General features: G+C 60.4%; 14 protein-coding genes and 2 tRNA genes. 3 read left to right on the forward strand and 13 right to left on the reverse strand.

Annotated features, from left to right (window positions below; genetic code table 11):
- Nucleotides 1–138 precede the first annotated feature (138 nt).
- The 4 genes from PPUTUW4_RS05815 to rimO all read right to left on the reverse strand — a co-directional run bounded on the left by PPUTUW4_RS05815 (nt 139) and on the right by rimO (nt 3,511).
- On the reverse strand, nt 139–609 hold the full coding sequence (locus PPUTUW4_RS05815; RefSeq protein WP_015093795.1) for a DUF1456 family protein: 471 nt from the start codon (nt 607–609) through the stop codon (nt 139–141).
- A gap of 76 nt (nt 610–685) precedes the next feature.
- Nucleotides 686–1,396: an rRNA pseudouridine synthase gene (locus PPUTUW4_RS05820; protein WP_007971163.1), complete on the reverse strand. Its 711-nt coding sequence runs from the start codon at nt 1,394–1,396 to the stop codon at nt 686–688.
- Between the two features lie 191 nt (nt 1,397–1,587).
- Nucleotides 1,588–2,061, reverse strand: coding sequence for a GNAT family N-acetyltransferase (locus tag PPUTUW4_RS05825; RefSeq protein ID WP_015093796.1), 474 nt, complete (start codon nt 2,059–2,061; stop codon nt 1,588–1,590).
- Nucleotides 2,062–2,173: 112 nt separating this feature from the next.
- Nucleotides 2,174–3,511, reverse strand: a complete 1,338-nt coding sequence (gene rimO / locus PPUTUW4_RS05830; protein ID WP_015093797.1) for a 30S ribosomal protein S12 methylthiotransferase RimO — start codon at nt 3,509–3,511, stop codon at nt 2,174–2,176.
- A 292-nt stretch (nt 3,512–3,803) separates the two neighbouring features.
- On the opposite strand from rimO, the gene PPUTUW4_RS05835 reads away from it, so the two are divergent.
- Complete coding sequence (locus PPUTUW4_RS05835) at nt 3,804–5,705, forward strand: KUP/HAK/KT family potassium transporter (RefSeq protein WP_015093798.1); 1,902 nt, start codon at nt 3,804–3,806, stop codon at nt 5,703–5,705.
- A gap of 246 nt (nt 5,706–5,951) precedes the next feature.
- Here the strand turns inward: PPUTUW4_RS05835 and PPUTUW4_RS05840 are convergent, their stop codons facing one another.
- The 4 genes from PPUTUW4_RS05840 to PPUTUW4_RS05855 all read right to left on the reverse strand — a co-directional run bounded on the left by PPUTUW4_RS05840 (nt 5,952) and on the right by PPUTUW4_RS05855 (nt 10,552).
- Nucleotides 5,952–7,247, reverse strand: coding sequence for an AcvB/VirJ family lysyl-phosphatidylglycerol hydrolase (locus PPUTUW4_RS05840; RefSeq protein ID WP_015093799.1), 1,296 nt, complete (start codon nt 7,245–7,247; stop codon nt 5,952–5,954).
- Nucleotides 7,247–9,889 carry a bifunctional lysylphosphatidylglycerol flippase/synthetase MprF gene (gene mprF, locus PPUTUW4_RS05845; protein ID WP_015093800.1) on the reverse strand — a complete coding sequence of 881 codons (2,643 nt, stop codon included), beginning with the start codon at nt 9,887–9,889 and terminating at the stop codon, nt 7,247–7,249. The genes PPUTUW4_RS05840 and mprF overlap by 1 nt, the downstream gene beginning before the upstream one ends.
- 277 nt (nt 9,890–10,166) lie before the next feature.
- Nucleotides 10,167–10,243, reverse strand: a tRNA-Met gene (locus PPUTUW4_RS05850).
- Between the two features lie 232 nt (nt 10,244–10,475).
- Nucleotides 10,476–10,552, reverse strand: a tRNA-Met gene (locus tag PPUTUW4_RS05855).
- 301 nt (nt 10,553–10,853) lie between these two features.
- Between PPUTUW4_RS05855 and dinB the strand changes: the two genes are divergently transcribed.
- Nucleotides 10,854–11,915 (forward strand): DNA polymerase IV, encoded by a 1,062-nt coding sequence (gene dinB / locus PPUTUW4_RS05860; RefSeq protein WP_015093801.1) that lies wholly within the window; start codon nt 10,854–10,856, stop codon nt 11,913–11,915.
- 110 nt (nt 11,916–12,025) lie between these two features.
- Here the strand turns inward: dinB and PPUTUW4_RS05865 are convergent, their stop codons facing one another.
- From PPUTUW4_RS05865 to PPUTUW4_RS05880, 4 genes are all read right to left on the reverse strand, one after another.
- Nucleotides 12,026–12,979: a hypothetical protein gene (locus PPUTUW4_RS05865; RefSeq protein ID WP_015093802.1), complete on the reverse strand. Its 954-nt coding sequence runs from the start codon at nt 12,977–12,979 to the stop codon at nt 12,026–12,028.
- Between the two features lie 19 nt (nt 12,980–12,998).
- Nucleotides 12,999–14,714: a proline--tRNA ligase gene (locus tag PPUTUW4_RS05870; protein WP_015093803.1), complete on the reverse strand. Its 1,716-nt coding sequence runs from the start codon at nt 14,712–14,714 to the stop codon at nt 12,999–13,001.
- A 143-nt stretch (nt 14,715–14,857) separates the two neighbouring features.
- Complete coding sequence (locus PPUTUW4_RS05875) at nt 14,858–16,417, reverse strand: AmpG family muropeptide MFS transporter (RefSeq protein ID WP_015093804.1); 1,560 nt, start codon at nt 16,415–16,417, stop codon at nt 14,858–14,860.
- 44 nt (nt 16,418–16,461) lie between these two features.
- Nucleotides 16,462–16,815 carry an MGMT family protein gene (locus PPUTUW4_RS05880; RefSeq protein WP_007971652.1) on the reverse strand — a complete coding sequence of 118 codons (354 nt, stop codon included), beginning with the start codon at nt 16,813–16,815 and terminating at the stop codon, nt 16,462–16,464.
- A 163-nt stretch (nt 16,816–16,978) separates the two neighbouring features.
- Between PPUTUW4_RS05880 and PPUTUW4_RS05885 the strand changes: the two genes are divergently transcribed.
- A complete protein-coding gene (locus tag PPUTUW4_RS05885; RefSeq protein WP_015093805.1) occupies nt 16,979–17,986 on the forward strand; it encodes a DUF481 domain-containing protein in 1,008 nt (335 codons plus the stop codon).
- A gap of 137 nt (nt 17,987–18,123) precedes the next feature.
- On the opposite strand, the gene PPUTUW4_RS05890 is transcribed toward PPUTUW4_RS05885, so the two are convergent.
- The gene (locus PPUTUW4_RS05890) at nt 18,124–18,333 is read right to left on the reverse strand and encodes a cold-shock protein (protein ID WP_002554837.1); all 210 of its coding nucleotides are present in this window, start codon (nt 18,331–18,333) and stop codon (nt 18,124–18,126) included.
- Nucleotides 18,334–18,338 lie beyond the last annotated feature (5 nt).

The raw sequence follows: 18,338 nt of genomic DNA on the forward strand, positions 1-18,338 counted from the left end.
TTGCGCGGAATGAATGGCCATACGGCCAAGCCCTGAATCACCCTTGTAGGAGCTGCCGCAGGCTGCGATCTTTTGATTTTTAAAAACAAAGATCAAAAGATCGCAGCCTGCGGCAGCTCCTACAGGGGGCGCAGTGATTTACTGCGGACGAACGCGCAGGGTCAGCCCCTTGAGGAAATTGCGCAGCAACTGGTCGCCGCACGGTCGATAGTTGGTGTGGCCGAACTTGCGGAACAGCGCGCTCAGCTCAGGCTTGGACACCGGGAACTCGGCAGCCTTGAGGATCGCGTGCATGTCGTCTTCTTTCAGCTCGAACGCGACCCGCAGCTTTTTCAGGATGATGTTGTTGGTCACCGGCACTTCGATCGGCTGCGGCGGACGGCTTTCGTCCTTGCCGCGCTTGAAGATCACCAGGCCGTCGAGGAAATGTGCCATGACTTCGTCGGGGCAGCGTACAAAGCCTTCCTCGTCTTCCTCTTTCTTGTCGAGATAGGTCACCAGGTCTGCCAGGGGCACGTCCAGGCCGCCGAGCTTGATGATCTCGATGACTTTCTTGTCGCTGATGTCGAGCATGTAGCGCACGCTGCGCAATACGTCGTTATGAATCATGTGTGCAGTCCTGATAATTCAGCTATGGGTGCCGCCGAAAACAGCAGCACCGAAAAGTGTGGCGGTGCGCAAAGCCTTAGAACTTCTCTTTGCCGGACAAGTAGCGCCATTGCCCCACGGGCACTTTGCCGATGGACACGCCGCCGATGCGGATGCGGCGGATGGCGACGACCTTCAGGCCGACGGCCTGGCACAGCAGGGCGATGATGCCCGGTTGCGGGTTCTTCATGGCAAAGCGCAGGCGGTTTTCGTTCTGCCAGCTGGCCTTGACCGCCGGCAATTCCTTGCCCTTGTAGGTCAGGCCATGGTTCAGACGGTTGAGGCCGTGAGCCACCATCTCGCCTTCAACCTCGACCACATACTCTTGCTCGATCTTGCTGGAGTCGGCGGTGAGTTTGCGCAGGATTTTCCAGTCCTGGGTGAACACCAGCAGCCCGCTGGCGTTGGCCTGCAGGTCGGTGCTGGCGGTCAGTCGCAGGAAGTGCCCACGCAAGGGGCGCTTGCCGTAGCGGTGTTCTTCGCTCAGGGTCTCGGCGCCGAGGGTGGCCATGGCGGTGTCTGCGTCCATGCCGGCCGGCACGTTGAGCAGCAGGGTCACCGGTTCCGGCGCGGTGGCCTTGGCTTCTGGATCAAGCTCGACTTTCTGGGTGTCGACCTTGAATTGCGGCTCGTCGATGACCACGCCGTCGACGGTGACCCAGCCGCCCTCGATGAACAGCTCAGCCTCCCGACGGGAACAGCCGACGAGTTCGATGAGGCGTTTGGAGAGACGAATCGGGTCAGTCATGTCAGGGCCGTAACAAAAAGGGGGTGGGCATTGTACCTGCCTGGCGCCGGTTAATCCCGGTTCCATTTACGCAGTGAGGCTTTTTGTGGGAGCGAGCCTGCTCGCGAATGCAATCTGTCAGCTGACATCAATGGTGTCTGACACACCGCCTTCGCGAGCAGGCTCGCTCCCACATCTGGTTAGTGTTTGTGTCAGCCGTGCTGTGAACGTTTGTGGTGTTGACGCATACGCATATGCAACAACGGATACGGCTGGCCCATGCCATCGACTTCCGAGCGACCGATGACCTCGAAACCCTGTTTGAAGTAAAAGCCGAGGGCTTGCGGGTTCTGTTCGTTGACGTCCAGTTCATCGGCGTTCAGGTGTTCCAGGGCATAACGCAACAATTTCTTGCCCAGGCCCTGGCCGCGATGGTCGGGGTCGATGAAGAGCATTTCGATCTTGCCGGCCGCGACGCCGGCGAATCCGGTGATGCGCTGGCTCGAATCCTTGGTGCAGATCAGCATCACCGAGTCGAGGTAGCGGGTCAGCACAAGGTTTTTCAGCAGTTTGATGTAGCTGTCGGGCAGGAAGTCGTGGGTGGCGCGCACCGAGGCCTCCCAGACCCGGGTCAATTCTTCGTAGTCGCCGAGTTTCGGCGTGTGGATGACCGAATGCTGACGCATGCCCGTCTGCCTCTTATGCAGTGGTTGATAGGAATCCTTCCATGTGCAAACGATAGTCGTAAAAAAGCCCCGCATCTCGTCAAGAGAGCGGGGCTTTTTGTATTTTTTGCGATTAGATCTGTTCAGCCCACAGATCGTATTCGTCGGCGTCGGTCACCTTGCACCAGACCTTGTCGCCTGGCTTGAGGTTGCTGCCGTTGTCGATGAATACGTTGCCATCGATTTCCGGGGCATCGAAGAAGCAGCGGCCCACGGCGCCTTGCTCGTCGACTTCATCGACCAGCACTTCGATCTCGCGGCCGATGCGCATTTGCAGGCGCGCCGAGCTGATGGCCTGCTGGTGCGCCATGAAGCGCTCCCAACGGTCCTGCTTGACGTCGTCGGGGACGATTTCCAGGTCCAGGTCATTGGCCGGTGCGCCTTCAACCGGCGAGTACTGGAAGCAGCCGACGCGGTCGAGCTGGGCTTCGGTCAGCCAGTTCAGCAGGTACTGGAAGTCCTCTTCGGTTTCGCCCGGGAAACCGACGATGAAGGTCGAACGGATGATCAGGTCCGGGCAGATTTCGCGCCAGTTCTTGATGCGTGCCAGGGTCTTGTCTTCGAAGGCCGGGCGCTTCATCGACTTCAACACCTTCGGGCTGGCGTGCTGGAACGGGATGTCCAGGTACGGCAGGATCTTGCCGGCGGCCATCAGCGGGATCAGTTCGTCAACGTGCGGGTACGGGTAAACGTAGTGCAGGCGAACCCAGACGCCGAGGGTGCTCAGGGCTTCGCAGAGTTCGGTCATGCGGGTTTTCACCGGCGCGCCGTTCCAGAAACCGGTGCGGTATTTCACGTCGACGCCGTAGGCGCTGGTGTCCTGGGAGATCACCAGCAGCTCCTTGACGCCGGACTTGACCAGGCGCTGGGCCTCGTCGAGCACGTCGCCCACCGGACGGCTGACCAGTTTGCCGCGCATCGACGGGATGATGCAGAAGCTGCAGCTGTGGTTGCAGCCTTCGGAAATCTTCAGGTAGGCGTAGTGGCGCGGAGTCAGCTTGATGCCTTGTGGCGGCACCAGGTCGATCAGCGGGTTGTGGTCCTGGCGCGGCGGCACGACTTCGTGCACGGCGTTGACCACTTGCTCGTACTGCTGCGGACCGGTCACGGCCAGCACGCTTGGGTGTACGTCGCGAATGTTGCCTTCTTCGACGCCCATGCAGCCGGTCACGATGACCTTGCCGTTTTCCTTGATGGCTTCGCCGATCACTTCCAGGGACTCCGCCTTGGCCGAATCGATGAAGCCGCAGGTGTTGACCACCACGACGTCGGCGTCCTGGTAGGTGGACACGACGTCATAGCCTTCCATGCGCAGCTGGGTAAGGATGCGCTCGGAGTCGACCAGTGCTTTGGGGCAACCCAGGGATACGAAGCCAACCTTTGGATTGGCCGGCGCAGGAGTGGTGGACATGTCTAACCTCGGTATTTTGTGACGCCGCTTGCCGGGCAGGGCAAAACCGACGGACGGGCGCTTGAACTGCGCCTCTGATCAAAAAGTGCGCAATTCTAGCGATGAGTCGCTCACTTGACCAGCTTTATGCAGGGAAATACGACGAGTGCTGCGCTATGCTTCGCGCCGTTACGCTTTACTGGTTTTTTACAGTCAACAAAACGTCTGTAACAGTTAGTAAAACGGCGCATGCTGCACGGCAAAGCATAGTGCTTCTTATAAGAAGTCCGGGTCTGAGTAGTAGGAGTTTTGGATGGGGCAGGCAAGTAGTCAGGCGGCGGGCGCTGAGCATTCGGCGGCAAAACCGATCGGCATGCTGGTCGCGGCGGTCGGTGTGGTTTATGGCGATATCGGCACGAGCCCGCTGTATACCCTCAAAGAGGTTTTCGCCGGGCACTATGGGGTTCCGGTCAACCATGATGGAGTCTTCGGGATTCTGGCGCTGATCTTCTGGTCGTTGATCTGGGTCGTTTCGATCAAATACGTGCTGTTCGTGCTGCGTGCCGACAACCAGGGCGAAGGCGGGATCATGGCCTTGACCGCCCTTGCTCGGCGGGCTGCGGCCGGGCATCCGAAGTTGCGCACGTTGCTGGTGGTCTGCGGGCTGATCGGCGCGGCGCTGTTTTATGGCGACAGCATGATCACTCCGGCGATTTCCGTTCTTTCGGCGATTGAGGGGCTGGGGCTGGCGTTTGACGGTATCGACCATTGGGTGGTGCCGCTGTCGTTGGTCGTGCTGGTGGCGCTGTTCCTGATTCAACGTCACGGCACCGCGCGGATCGGCATTCTGTTCGGGCCGATCATGGTGACCTGGTTTGTCGTGCTGGGGGCGCTGGGCGTCTATGGCATCTTGCAGCACCCGGAAGTGTTGCAAGCGATGAACCCGATCTGGGGTGTGCGTTTCTTCATCGTTCACCCGGGCATGGGCGTGGCGATTCTCGGCGCGGTGGTGCTGGCACTGACCGGTGCCGAAGCGCTGTACGCCGACATGGGCCACTTCGGCCGCAAGCCGATCGCGCGCGCGTGGTTCCTCCTCGTGCTGCCGGCACTAATGCTGAACTACTTCGGCCAAGGCGCGTTGCTGCTCGGTGATCCGGAAGCCGCTCGCAACCCGTTCTACCTGCTGGCTCCAAGCTGGGCCCTGATTCCGTTGGTGGGGTTGTCGACCCTGGCCACGGTGATTGCTTCTCAGGCGGTGATTTCCGGTGCGTTCTCCCTGACTCGTCAGGCGATTCAGCTCGGTTACATACCGCGCATGCACATTCAGCACACCTCCAGTGCCGAACAAGGCCAGATCTACATCGGCGCGGTGAACTGGGCGCTGATGGTCGGCGTCATCCTGTTGGTGCTGGGCTTCGAGTCCTCCGGCGCGCTGGCTGCGGCTTACGGCGTGGCCGTGACGGGCACGATGCTGATGACCACAATCCTGGTGTCGGCGGTGATATTGCTGCTGTGGAAATGGCCGCCGGTCCTGGCGGTTCCGCTGTTGCTCGGGTTCCTCTTGGTGGACAGTCTGTACTTCGCTGCCAACGTGCCGAAAATCATTCAGGGCGGGGCGTTCCCGGTGATCGCCGGTATCGTGCTGTTTGTGCTGATGACCACCTGGAAACGCGGCAAGCAATTGCTGGTTGATCGTCTCGACGAGGGCGGCTTGCCGCTGCCGATCTTCATCAGCAGCATCGCCGTGCAACCACCGCATCGCGTCCAGGGCACCGCCGTGTTCCTGACCGCACGCCCGGACGCCGTGCCTCATGCGCTGCTACACAACCTGCTGCATAATCAGGTGCTGCATGAGCAAGTGGTGCTGCTGACGGTGGTGTACGAAGACATCCCGCGGGTGCCGGCATCACGGCGTTTCGAGGTCGATTCCTACGGCGAGGGTTTCTTCCGGGTGATCCTGCACTTTGGCTTCGTCGACGAGCCGGATGTGCCGCAAGCGCTGAAGCTGTGTCATCTCGATGACCTGGATTTCAGCCCGATGCGCACCACCTACTTCCTCAGCCGCGAGACGGTCATTGCCTCCAAACTCGAAGGCATGGCCCGCTGGCGTGAGGCGTTGTTCGCCTTCATGCTGCAGAACGCCAATGGCAATTTGCGCTTCTTCAATCTGCCGCTGAACCGGGTGATTGAGTTGGGTACTCAGGTGGAGATGTAAGCGCCCCACAAAAAGCCCCCGCTGCCGCAAGGCAACGGGGGCTTTTTTGTGGACGGTCGCTGGATACTTCAGAACCTCTGTGGGAGCGAGCTTGCTCGCGATGGCGGTGCCACATTCAACAGAAATGCTGACTGATCTACCGCTATCGCGAGCAAGCTCGCTCCCACAGGGGATGTATGGTGCACGCAAGAATGAAAAAGCCCCCGCTACCGTGAGGTAACGAGGGCTATTTTGCTGGCTGTCAGATCACTCTGCAGCCGCCGTTTCCTTCACCTGCCGCTTCTCGATCACCTCCACCAGACGCTTGGCCAGCGCCGGGTAGTTCTCGTCGAAGTGGTGGCCGCCAGGCAGCTTGATGGCTTCGCCCACCGCCGTCTTGTCGGTGCAGCCACTCTCGTCGGTTTCTTCTTCTCCGTAGATGCACACCACTTTGGCGGCTGGCAGCTTGGCCATTTCCGGGCCGGTGGCGGCTTCCTTGCCGGCGTTGCCGAGCCAGCCTTCGACTTCGATTTCGAAGCTGCCGGTGCGGGCGAAGGCAAGCAGGATGATCGCGTCGACGCGCTGCTGTTCCGCTTCGGCCAGGCGGTTATAGATTGCTGGCAGAACATCGGCACCGAACGAATAGCCGGTCAGGATGAAACGCTTGGTGCCCCATTTCTGCCGGTAGTGCTGCATCAGTTCGGTCAGGTCCAGCGCGCTTTGCTCAGGGCTCTTGTGCTGCCAGTAGTAGCGCAGGGTGTCGATGCCGACCACCGGGTAGCCGATCTTGGCCATCTCGCCCGCCACGTCGCGGTCGAGGTCGCGCCAGCCGCCGTCACCGGACAGGAACAGGGTCACGGTGTCCCTGGCCTGGCCGGCTGGCACTTCGACCACCGGAATCTGCAGGCCGCCAGCGGCTTTGTCGCCGCCGACGAGGATCTTGCGCAGTTCGTTGTTCAGTACTTGCGGCAGGTTGATGTCGTAGTCGCTGATGCTGGTTTCGGCGTTAGGCTGATCACGCACGAAGCCGGCACTGGTGTCGTCCGGGTTGTCGTTCCACGCGACCAGCCAGTGACCGTGGGCAGCGCTTTTGGGCAGCAGGTGAGTGCAGCCACCCTTTTCCAGGGCCAGGTCGACCGAGACGGCCTGGGCCTTGTCATTTTTTTGCTCGGACAACCAGCGCCAGGCCAGCACGGCACCCGGGCCGATGCCGCTGACCAGGGTCGCCGGGCCTTCGAGTTCCCTCAGGCCCGATTGCAGGGCGCGACTTTGCAGCAGGCAGTCCTTGGGCAGGATCACCTGGACAATCTGCGCCGAGCCACTGCGGCTCAGGGTCATCAATTGTTTGTCGCTGAGTTTCTGGTCTTCGTTGACCGCCACCAGCACCTGGGCGCGCGGCGTGGTGCCGGGGATGACACGGGTCATCGCCGCACCGTCGGTCGGGGTCAGCCATTCGAGGGTCGGTTCCGGTGCCGGGCGTTTCAGGTACCAGAAACCGCCAGCGAGAATCAGGGCCACTATCACCAGTGTGCCCAAAACATACCGCAAGGAGCGTTGAATCATCAGCGTTTCACCAATCCGGTCAAGCCACCCGCGATCAGGGCGGCAGTGTCGGCCAGCGCAACCAGCGGATCGAGTCCGGCGGGCACGGCCATATAACGGGGTTCCCAATCAGGCTGGAACTTGTCTTTGAAGCGGCGCAAGCCCTGGAAGTTGTACAGCTGCTCTCCACGGCGGAATACCATCGAGCCCAGGCGCTGGGTCAATGGCGCGCCGCGACGGGGTTGCAACCCCGACAACGGCACCATGCCCAGGCTGAAACGCGCGTATCCATGGTTTTTATAATGTTGAATCAGGCCGACCATCATGAATTCCATGGTCAGCTTCGGCGCGTCCGGGTGCGCGCGCATCAGGTCGAGGCTGGCCAGGTCGTGGCCGTAGGTCTCGAGCAAGTTGGCGAACGCGACCGGGCGTCCTTCGAAGCGAATCACCGCAATGCGGAAATACTTGAGGTAGTCATCGCTGAAGCGGCCCAGCGAAAAGCCTTTCTCGCGGACGTTCTTGCCGGTCAGCCAGGCATCGGAAATCACCTTGAGTTCATCCATCGGCGCCTGGCCCGGCTCGAAGATCTCCAGCGACAGGCCGTCACGGGTGCCACGGTTCCAGGTGTAGCGCAGGTCCTTCATCTCCTTGCCCTTGGCTTCGAGATCAAAACGCTTGAGATCGACCCGGGCTTCTTCGCCGAGCTTGATCGCGGTCAGGCCGATGTCCATGTAGTACGGCAGGTTTTCCGCGCGTACCTGATAGAACACGGGGCGGGCGTGGTGGATATCGCACAGGTCGCGGAACTGCCAGATCATTTCCGCCCGTTGCTGGCCCGGGCCGATCGGGTCATACAGCGCCACCAGGCTGCGGCCGCGACGGGCGTACATCAGGAATGCCTCATCGTTGGGGTGGAACAGCAGCGCCTTGTCACCGGTCAGGGCCAGGCCGCCATCGGGTTGCGCGGAGGCCATGAGGATCTTGCTGGCGCGCTCCAGCTCCTCGGGTGTCGGCAGGTGAATGACCGGGCGCGCGGTGCGCAGCAACCAGGTCAGCGATACCACTACCAGAAGCACGGCGGCCCCGAGCAGCGAACGCAGTCCGCGAGGGGCATCGGCGTCCAGCGTGAATTGCCACCAGAGTTGATGGCTGTACGGAACGTCCTGATAGGCGAACAGCAGCAACCAGATCGACGCCCCGAGCACGCACAGGCTGGCCACCAGGTACAGCGGCGAGAACGGTACTTCGGTCAGGCGACTGGGGCGGTAGAACGAGCGGCGGAATACCCCGAGCAGGCTCGCCGTCAGCACCATCAGGCTGGCTTCTTCCCAGTCGAAACCTTTGAGCAGCGAGAGCAGGGCGCCGACCAGCAACAGGATGGTGGTCAACATCCACGCGGCTGACAACCGGCGGCGCAGGCCCTGGGCCAGCAACAGGCAAAGCACGCCGACCAGGCTGGCGCCGAAGTGCGAAGCGTCGACCAGTCGATGGGGGATCAGAAAGCCGATGTGTTCCAGGCGGGTGTCGATTTCCGGGGTGACGCCGGAGAACAGCAGGACCACACCGGACAGAAACACCAGCACTGCCAGTATCGGCGCCGCCAGGCCTGAGGCCGCGCGCAATGTCTGGCGGGTCTGGAACAGGCGCTGACCTTCGTTGACCAGCAACAGCAGGCAGGCCACCAGCAAGGGCAGGACCACGTAGATCAGGCGATAGAGCAGCAGGGCGGCCGCCAGTGGCGCAGCACCCAGGGTGTCGGAAAAGGCCGCCAGCAAGATCGCCTCGAACACCCCGACACCGCCCGGCACATGGCTGAGCACACCGGCAGCCAAAGCCAGCAGGTACACCAGAAGGAACGCACCAAAGGGCGGCGTTTCCGGCAGCAGCAGATAGAGCACCGTTGCGGCGGCGGCAACGTCAAGGGCGGTGATGATCAATTGCAGGAACGTCAGGCGAGTCCCGGGAAGGCGCAGGGTGCGGCGCCCGATCCTGACCAGCAGGTTGTCCGGGTAAGGCTGTTCCGGCAGCCGGCGACGGTAGATGCCGATGGCCAGCACCGAAAACAACATGAGCACGGCGCTCGCCACTACGCCAAGCATTGTCTCGGAGAGTCCCAGGGCGGTGGCCGCGGCAGGCAGGTCGCTGAGCGTCGCCAGGGCGGCCAGCGGCGGCAGGGCGCAACCCAGCGAGAGGCTGGCGAACAGCGTCATGCGGGCGACTTCAGCCGCTCCCAGGCCATGGCGGGCATAGAGGCGATAGCGAACCGAGCCGCCCGACAACATTGAAAGGCCGATAGCGTTGCCGATGGCAAAGGCTGTGAAGCCACCCAGCGCCAACTCGCGCGGTGCCAGGCTCACCCCGGCATAGCGGCTGGCCGACCATTCGTAGCCGAGCAGAATGATGAAGCCCACCACGGTTGCGCCCAGAGCGCCCATCAAGGCAGGTTTCGGAACTTCGAGGATCGAGTCGTGCAGCGCGTAAAGGTCGAGCTCGCTCAGCAGGTGGCGACAGGCAATCAACGCGATCGCGAACAACAGCAGGGTGATCGCCAGGCCAATGGGTTGGCGGTATTTGCTCAATCGATCAAGCAGGCGCAAACGCTCAGCCTTGATCGGTTGTGTCGCTGTGACAGTGTCTTGTGAATCAGACGAGTTGGCGCGCATCAATCACCTCTTGGATTGTGCGCGACAGGATGGGGGTATCCAGCCAAGTTACCAATCCCTGTAGAAAAAAATAATCACAAATATTAATGCCTGTCACCGGGCGGCGGGGACGGCGCGACATCAGTCGTGAGGGCTTCAGTCTGCGATTGAGCATAGTCTGAACCCGGCGCATGGATGGCCTCAAACGGCTTGCTGCACAGTGACAGATCATTGTTGCGAAAGGACTTTTTCAACAGATACAAAAAAGGCCACTCTTTCGAGTAGCCTTTTTGATGTTTGGTTGCGGGAGCCGGATTTGAACCGACGACCTTCGGGTTATGAGCCCGACGAGCTACCAGACTGCTCCATCCCGCGTCTGTGTGGCGGCATTCTATAGAGATACGCCGGGGTGTCAACCGTTAATCCTGAAGCAGGTCAAATAAACGTTGAATTGCGGCAAACGGACGCAGCGATGGCCTAAGTTTCGGAATTAGAACGATTTCCAGTTTTGGCGTCGCTGAGTGTCAAGACCTTGGTTTGACGCAGGGCGCTACAAAACAGGCGCGCACAAAAAAGGCCACTCTTTCGAGTAGCCTTTTTTGATGTTTGGTTGCGGGAGCCGGATTTGAACCGACGACCTTCGGGTTATGAGCCCGACGAGCTACCAGACTGCTCCATCCCGCGTCTGTGTGTCGGCATTCTATAGAGAAACGCCGGGGTGTCAACCTTCAATTCAGATAAAACCTGTTCATCTTCAATCGGTTAGCTTGCCGATGAGCGGATTGGTCAGCCTGTGAGGCAGGCGGGGCAAGGCCTGCAGCTCTATCGGGAATGTTTTTCTGATTGAGAAAATAAATTTACCAACGACATTTCCCACGCGTCAAAAAGAACATTCAGACTACTGGTGCTATATACAGGTGTCGGTGAGATACTGGATGTCCGTCACACCAACACGCCTTTTCCTTGCCATGAACTCTGCTTTGCCATGACCCAGCGAAAGATCATCCACGTCGATTGTGACTGTTTCTACGCCGCCATTGAGATGCGTGACGACCCGCGTCTGGCCGGCAAGCCATTGGCGGTGGGCGGCTCGGCGGACCGGCGCGGAGTGATCGCGACCTGCAATTACGAGGCGCGGGCGTACGGGGTGCGTTCGGCGATGTCCTCGGGGCATGCCTTGAAGCTGTGCCCCGACCTGACCATCGTCAAGCCACGCATGGATGCCTATCGAGAAGCCTCCAGGGAAATCCACACGATTTTTCGCGATTACACCGAGATCATCGAGCCGCTCTCGCTCGACGAGGCGTACCTCGATGTGTCGGACAGCGCGCATTTCGCTGGCAGTGCAACGCGAATTGCCCAGGACATCCGGCGTCGGGTCTCCAATCAGTTGCACATCACCGTGTCGGCGGGCGTGGCGCCGAACAAGTTTCTGGCCAAGATCGCCAGTGACTGGAAAAAGCCCAACGGGCTGTTCGTCATCACACCGGACCAGGTCGAGGACTTTGTCAGTGGCTTGCCGGTGAGCAAGCTGCACGGAGTCGGCAAAGTCACCGCCGACAAACTTGGCAAGCTGGGAATCACTGATTGCCTGCAATTGCGCGAGTGGGACAAGTTGGCGCTGGTGCGAGAGTTCGGCAGCTTTGGTGAGCGACTCTGGAGCCTGGCCCGTGGGATTGATGAACGTGTGGTGCACAACGACAGTCGTCGTCAGTCAATCAGTGTCGAAAATACCTACGACGTTGACCTGCCGGACCTGAAGAGTTGCCTGGATAAGTTACCCGAGCTGCTGGAGACCCTGGCCGGTCGCATGGCGCGAATCGACAGCAGTTATCGTCCGGGTAAACCATTCGTCAAAGTGAAATTTCACGACTTCACGCAGACGACATTGGAGCAGGCCGGGGCAGGGCGGGATCTGGGGAGTTATCAGTTGATGTTGACCCAGGCCTTCAATCGCGGCGGTAAAGCGGTGCGGTTGTTGGGGGTCGGTGTGCGCCTGGAGGACTTGCGGGGCGGGTTCGAGCAGATGGAGTTGTTTGAGCGGTAGTTGGGTGGTGAATTTGCGGGCCTCTTCGCGAGCAGGCTCGCTCCCACAGGGGATTTGAGTGTTCACAAATCCAATGTGGGAGCGAGCCTGCTCGCGAAGCTTTTTGGCTCTTAGTTCAGTCCCGGATTCGCCACCAGTCGCTCGCCATTGCGGGCCAGCGACTTCAGGAACTCGGTCTGCAATTCTGGATCGTTGCGCGTCAGCTCGATCAGGCTCTGTTCCAGCTCACTGGCTTCTTCTTCAAGACCCAGCTCCGACAGGCGTTTGACCCGGTGGACCCACTGGCTGACTTCGTCGCCTTCGAGATCGTCATAAATCAGCCCGTGGGCCTCATAGAGCTTGCTGCGCAAGGTGCTGCTGACGGCCAGGGTGGAATCGGCGTGCACGTTGTCCTGGGCAGCCTCAACACGAATCAGCAAGCGGCTCAGATGATTGATGTCATGTTCGGCGAACGGGTTATCCAGCAGATTAAGGCGCAATACGCCATTTTTGTCGGTGGTCAGTTCGAAGATTTCCTTGCCAGCCTTGACCTCGACCGGGCGCTCGCTCCAGGGCAGGCTTGAGTACTCCGTGCGTTTGTCGCGCTGGACTTCATCAATGCCGGCCAGGTTCTGCTGCGCGCGGCCATGGGACTGCACGTTCATGAACGGGTTGAGCCCGGCGAAACCGTAGCTCAGCCAGTCCCTGGTCACGCTGTCCGGCAGATTGCCGAGGGCGAACACATTGACCACGTTGGCACCGACACCCGCCACCACGGCCACCGCGCCCAGCGGGATTTCGTAGATCTCCCGCCAGGGTTGGTACGGTGTATAGCGGTCATAGTGACGCGTGACTTCGTACTCGGTGACTTCGAAAGTCTTCTGCTCGTGGATTTTCACTCGCCGTTGCGGCAGCTCAAGCACCTTGGGCTCACCGACATCGATCTGCAGGCTGTGATCGAGCAGTTTGCGCTCGACCCGTTCCTCGTGCTCGCTGCGTTGTGACATGTGATTGGCACAGCCGCTGACCAGCAGGGTGCCGCACAGGGCGGCACCACCGAGGCCTAAGGTGTTTCGCTTGAACATGACGTCTCTATATCTGCTATCAGCGGCGGATGCGGGCCTGAAGGAAGGACAGCACGTCGGCGACCGGCAGCGCTTTTGCGTCGGCCTCGGTACGGCTCTTGTATTCCAGGTTGCCTTCGGCCAGGCCGCGGTCGCTGACCACGATCCGGTGTGGAATGCCGATCAGTTCCATGTCCGCGAACTTGATGCCCGGGCTGGTTTTCTTGTCACGGTCGTCCAGCAGCACTTCGAAGCCGGCAGCGGTCAGTTCCGCGTACAGCTTGTCGGTGGCTTCGCGAACCTGCTCGGTTTCGTAGCGCAGCGGCACCAGGGCAATCTGGAACGGCGCGAGCGTGTCGCTCCAGATGATCCCGTTTTCGTCGTTGTTCTGCTCGATGGCAGCCGCCACCACGCGAGACACGCCAATGCCGTAGCAGCCCATTTCCAGGGTGACCGGCTTGCCGTTCTCGCCCAGTACTTCGCACTTCATCGCTTTGCTGTACTTGTTGCCCAGCTGGAAGATGTGCCCGACTTCGATGCCGCGCTTGATTTCCAGGGTGCCTTTGCCGTCAGGGCTCGGGTCTCCGGAAACTACGTTGCGCAGGTCGGCAACGGTCGGAACAGGCAAGTCGCGCTCCCAGTTCACGCCGAAGTAGTGTTTGTCGTCGATGTTGGCACCGATGCCGAAGTCGCTCATCAGTTCGACCGAGCGGTCGATGATGATCGGCAGTGGCAGGTTCAACGGGCCGAGGGAACCGGCGCCGGCGCCAATGGCTTCGCGCAGTTCGCTTTCCGAGGCCATGACCAGAGGGCTGGCCACGCCTGGCTGGTTGGCGGCCTTGATTTCGTTCAGCTCATGGTCGCCACGGATGATCAGGGCAATCAGCTTGCCTTTCTCTTCGGCGTGCACCACGAGGGTCTTGATGGTTTTCTCGATCGGCAGGTTGAAGCCTTCGACCAGTTGCGCAATGGTCTTCGCGTTCGGGGTGTCGACCAGGCGCAGTTGTTCGGTCGCAGCGGCGCGCGAGGTTTCCCGTGGCACGGCTTCGGCTTTCTCGATGTTCGCGGCGTAGTCGGAGCCGTTGCTGAACACGATGTCGTCTTCACCGGACTCGGCCAGCACGTGGAACTCGTGGGAACCGGCACCGCCGATGGAGCCGTTGTCGGCTTCAACAGGGCGGAACTTCAGGCCCAGACGGGTGAACACGTTGCAGTAGGCCTGGTGCATGCGGTCGTAGGTGACCTGCAGCGAAGCCTGGTCAGCGTGGAACGAGTAGGCGTCCTTCATGATGAATTCGCGGCCGCGCATCAAGCCGAAGCGTGGGCGGATTTCGTCACGGAATTTGGTCTGGATCTGGTACAGGTTGATCGGCAGCTGCTTGTAGCTGCTCAACTCGTTGCGCATCAGATCGGTGATGACTTCTTCGTGGGTCGGGCCGGCGCAGAAGTCGCGGCCGTGGCGATCCTTGAAGCGCAGCAATTCAGGGCCGTACTCCTCCCAGCGCCCGGATTCCTGCCACAGCTCGGCCGGTTGCGTGCTCGGCATCAACACTTCGAGAGAGCCGGCGGCGTTCATTTCTTCACGAACGACGGCTTCGACCTTGCGCATTACCCGCAAGCCCATCGGCAGCCAGGTGTACAGGCCCGAGGCAAGCTTGCGGATCATGCCGGCGCGCAGCATCAGCTGGTGGCTGATCACGACCGCGTCGGAAGGCGTTTCTTTTTGTGTGGCGAGCAAAAATTGACTGGTGCGCATGGTTGGCCGTTATCGATTGCTGATGACGAGAAATGACGGAGCATTGTACGGGCGAGATCCGCTGGCGTACAGGCGTGCGGTCGGTGGTGTGGCAGGAGGGCGCGATTCACTCGGCCCTCCGCGATTCTTCCTGCAGAAAAAACCTACGATTCTTCGGCGACCGGGGTCTGCACCGGTTCCGGGGTGGGTGTCGGGCCTGCGCGGCGGTTCTCCTGGAACCAGTGCAAGGCGATCAACAGCAGGGTCGGGACGCCCAGCAGGGCGGTAATCAGGAAGAAATCGTGATAACCGAATTTCTCCACCATGACCCCGGAGTAGCCGCCGATCAGTCGTGGCAGCAACAGCATGATCGAGCTGAGCAAGGCGTACTGGGTGGCGGAGAACTTGAGGTTGGTCAGGCTCGACAGGTAGGCCACGAAGGCCGAGGTGGCCAGGCCTGAACTGAAGTTGTCCAGGGAGATGGTCAGTACCAGCATGTTCAGGTTGGGGCCCATGTCGGCAAGCATCAGGAACAGGATGTTGGTCGCCGCGGATGCGATGCCGCCGATGAACAGGATTGGCAGGATGCCGAAACGCACGATCAGCAGGCCGCCCATGCCGGCGCCGACCAGGGTCATGATCAGGCCGAAGATTTTGCTCACGCTGGCGATCTGGTCCTTGGTGAAGCCCTGGTCGATGTAGAACACGTTGGCCATCACGCCCATGACCGTATCGGACATCCGATAGGTGGCGATCAGGCCGAGGAGCAGCAACGCTTGCCAGCGGTATCGCAGGATGAAGTCGTTGACCGGCGTCAGCACCGGCGCCAGGCCGCGCCGGCCCATGGCCGAGAGGCACATGGCGGTGAACGTGATGTAGAGGATGGCCCTCAGGAGTGCGCGGTCTTCGAGCAGCAGGTCGAGCAGGCTCACACCTTCGAACAGTACGCTGGCGAAGTCGGTGTTGTAGAGCTGGGTGAACATGGCTGGCACGGACACCAGCAAAATGATCAGTACGAACACCGAGGCCAGTTGATGCATGAAGCTGTAGCGTCCGGCCTGCAGTTGCGTTCGCAACGGCACGGGTGGTTCGCGCATGAACAGGGACGTCAGCAGTGCCGGGACCATCAGTGCGCCGAACAGGATGTAAGTGCCGGCCCAGGCCGAATGCTTGTAGTTGAAGCCGGTGGAGCCAAAGCCTTCGGCGAAGTACAGCGCGCCTGCGGTGGCCAGCAGCGCAGCGACCCGGTAACCGGACATGTAGCTGGCGGCCAGGGCGGCCTGGCGATTGTCTTCGGCGATTTCCAGGCGGTAGGCGTCTACTGCAATGTCTTGCGTCGCTGATGCGAAAGCGACGACCACGGCAATGGCGATCAGCCAGGACAGATGTTTTTGCGGGTCGCAGAAACCCATCCCGATCAGCCCCAGGATGACCAGTGCCTGGGACAATACGAGCCAGGATCGTCGTCGGCCGAGTTTGCCGAGCAAAGGCAGTCGCCATTGGTCGAGCAGGGGCGACCAGACCCATTTGAAGGCATAGGCCAGGCCGATCAGGCTTGCATAGCCAATGGTTTCACGCGCCACGCCGGCTTCACGGAGCCAGACCGAAAGTGTCGAAAACACCAGCATGTAGGGCAGGCCGGCGGCGAAGCCAAGCAGCAACAGCACGAGTGTCGAGGGGCTGGCATAAGCGGCGAGCGCGGCGCGCCAGGTTTTACGGGGCATGGGCTGGAGTCTGCCTCAAGAAATACGGAAACAAAGCGCGCACTCTAACCGCTGTGCTCTACCGGACGCCAGCCATGGCGCTGAATATCAACACGATTATTCAGGACACTGATGCCCTCCATGCGTAATCGTGCGCGCTGCTCATCACCTGAAGGGCTGCCGACCGGCAGGCTTATACGCCCGTTTGCGCCCAGAACGCGGTGCCAGGGCAGTTTGCTGTCGCTCGGCAATTGGCTGAGTGTGCGGCCTACCCAGCGAGCGGCGCGACCCAACCCTGCAAGCTCGGCCAGCTGGCCATAGCTGACGACTTTGCCCTCGGGAACTTGCGCCAGAGTCAGATACAGCGCCGTGCGTCGGATTTGCGCTGCGCTCTCGGGTTCATCGGTTGGATCGGTCACGTCCGTCAGTCCTGAAGAAGTCTGCTTTACCGTCTGTAGAGTAATTCCTGTACGGGCGCTTGAGAAATGAACTCAACAGAAATAGCCGGGTCAGTCCTTGTCAGGGCCTTATTCCTGCGGATAATGCCGATTTTTTTCGCAATCCCGAGCCTGTATTTTGCTTATGTTGTCCAGATCCCTGCTATGTCTCGCTGTCCTTGGCGCCTCCACTCCCTTGCTAGCCGATACCGTGTGGTTGAACAACGGTGACAAGCTCAGTGGCAAGATTACGCTGTTCGATGGCGGCAAGCTGCTGATCCAGACCGAGTATGCCGGTGCGGTGACGATCGACTGGAAGCAGGTCAAGACCCTGGACAGCGATCAGGAGTTGCTGGTCAAGCAGGATGCCTACGCGGGCGAGAAAGCCAGGTCGCTGAAAGCGGCGGACGCCGGCAAGGTCACGCTGGCCAACGGCGAGGCACCGAAGACGGTCGAACTGGCGAGCATTCAGCAGATTCTCAAACCAAAACCGGTGGTCGAGGATCTGGTGTGGAAAGGCAATGTCGATGTCGCGCTGGATTATCAGCGGGCGGAAAACGATACCGATGACTACGACATCGATTTCAAGACCAGTGCGCGCCACGGTCGCTGGCGGCATACCGCCGAAGGCGAATACAACCGCGAGTTCCAGGACGACGTGGTGACCACGGACAACTGGCGGGCCGAGTACTCCATCGACCGGTTCCTGACCGAGCAATGGTTCTGGCAGGGGCGCCTGGTGTACAAGCGCGACAAGGTCGAAGACCTTTCCCGCCAACGCACCGTTGGCACGGGTCCCGGCTATCAGTTCTGGGATAACGAGCTCGGGGCATTCTCCCTGGGCTCGCTGGTCAACCGCACGGACTATGATTTCTCCGATGGCAGCAAGGAAAACTTCTACGCCCTGGCCATGACCTGGGACTACAACCGCTACCTGATCGGCAAGCGTGTCGAGTTCTTCACCAATGGTGAGGTCGCCAAGCCGCTGTCGGGTGTGGCCGACTACGCACTCGATGCCGAGATGGGGTTGCGCTACAAGGTGACTGACTGGGCTTCGCTGAACCTGAAGGCGGAGCGGGACATCATCAGTGGCACTGACGATGCGGATCTGGACAAGACGCGCTACACCGCAGGGTTTGGCGTGACCTGGTAAGACGTTAAAAGATCGCAGCCTGCGGCAGCTCTGTAGGAGCCGCCGCAGGCTGCGATCTTTTTTTACCTGTGAAAAACACACAGGCACAAAAAAGCCCCGCTGTTGAGGGCGGGGCTTTTTACTAAAGCAAGTACAAGTTAGATAACTTGAACTTCTTCAGCTTGCATGCCTTTCTGACCGCGGGTAGCGATGAAAGAAACCTGTTGGCCTTCTTTCAGGCTTTTGAAGCCGTCGGACTGGATAGCTTTGAAGTGAACGAACAGGTCGTCACCGGATTGTGGGGTGATGAAGCCGAAGCCTTTTTCATCGTTGAACCACTTAACGGTACCGGTTTGGCGATTAGACATGGTGT

The organism is Pseudomonas sp. UW4 (assembly GCF_000316175.1).
GTDB lineage: Bacteria > Pseudomonadota > Gammaproteobacteria > Pseudomonadales > Pseudomonadaceae > Aquipseudomonas > Aquipseudomonas laurylsulfatiphila.

What these genes read in the sequence shown, in the direction of transcription:
- PPUTUW4_RS05835 (WP_015093798.1), top strand. Translation starts at nt 3,804, where the DNA reads ATGGGGCAGGCAAGTAGTCAGGCGGCGGGCGCTGAGCATTCGGCGGCA.
- PPUTUW4_RS05820 (WP_007971163.1), bottom strand. Translation starts at nt 1,396, where the DNA reads ATGACTGACCCGATTCGTCTCTCCAAACGCCTCATCGAACTCGTCGGC.
- PPUTUW4_RS05825 (WP_015093796.1), bottom strand. Translation starts at nt 2,061, where the DNA reads ATGCGTCAGCATTCGGTCATCCACACGCCGAAACTCGGCGACTACGAA.
- rimO (WP_015093797.1), bottom strand. Translation starts at nt 3,511, where the DNA reads ATGTCCACCACTCCTGCGCCGGCCAATCCAAAGGTTGGCTTCGTATCC.
- dinB (WP_015093801.1), top strand. Translation starts at nt 10,854, where the DNA reads ATGACCCAGCGAAAGATCATCCACGTCGATTGTGACTGTTTCTACGCC.
- PPUTUW4_RS05885 (WP_015093805.1), top strand. Translation starts at nt 16,979, where the DNA reads ATGTTGTCCAGATCCCTGCTATGTCTCGCTGTCCTTGGCGCCTCCACT.
- PPUTUW4_RS05875 (WP_015093804.1), bottom strand. Translation starts at nt 16,417, where the DNA reads ATGCCCCGTAAAACCTGGCGCGCCGCGCTCGCCGCTTATGCCAGCCCC.
- mprF (WP_015093800.1), bottom strand. Translation starts at nt 9,889, where the DNA reads ATGCGCGCCAACTCGTCTGATTCACAAGACACTGTCACAGCGACACAA.
- PPUTUW4_RS05865 (WP_015093802.1), bottom strand. Translation starts at nt 12,979, where the DNA reads ATGTTCAAGCGAAACACCTTAGGCCTCGGTGGTGCCGCCCTGTGCGGC.
- PPUTUW4_RS05840 (WP_015093799.1), bottom strand. Translation starts at nt 7,247, where the DNA reads ATGATTCAACGCTCCTTGCGGTATGTTTTGGGCACACTGGTGATAGTG.
- PPUTUW4_RS05815 (WP_015093795.1), bottom strand. Translation starts at nt 609, where the DNA reads ATGATTCATAACGACGTATTGCGCAGCGTGCGCTACATGCTCGACATC.
- PPUTUW4_RS05870 (WP_015093803.1), bottom strand. Translation starts at nt 14,714, where the DNA reads ATGCGCACCAGTCAATTTTTGCTCGCCACACAAAAAGAAACGCCTTCC.
- PPUTUW4_RS05890 (WP_002554837.1), bottom strand. Translation starts at nt 18,333, where the DNA reads ATGTCTAATCGCCAAACCGGTACCGTTAAGTGGTTCAACGATGAAAAA.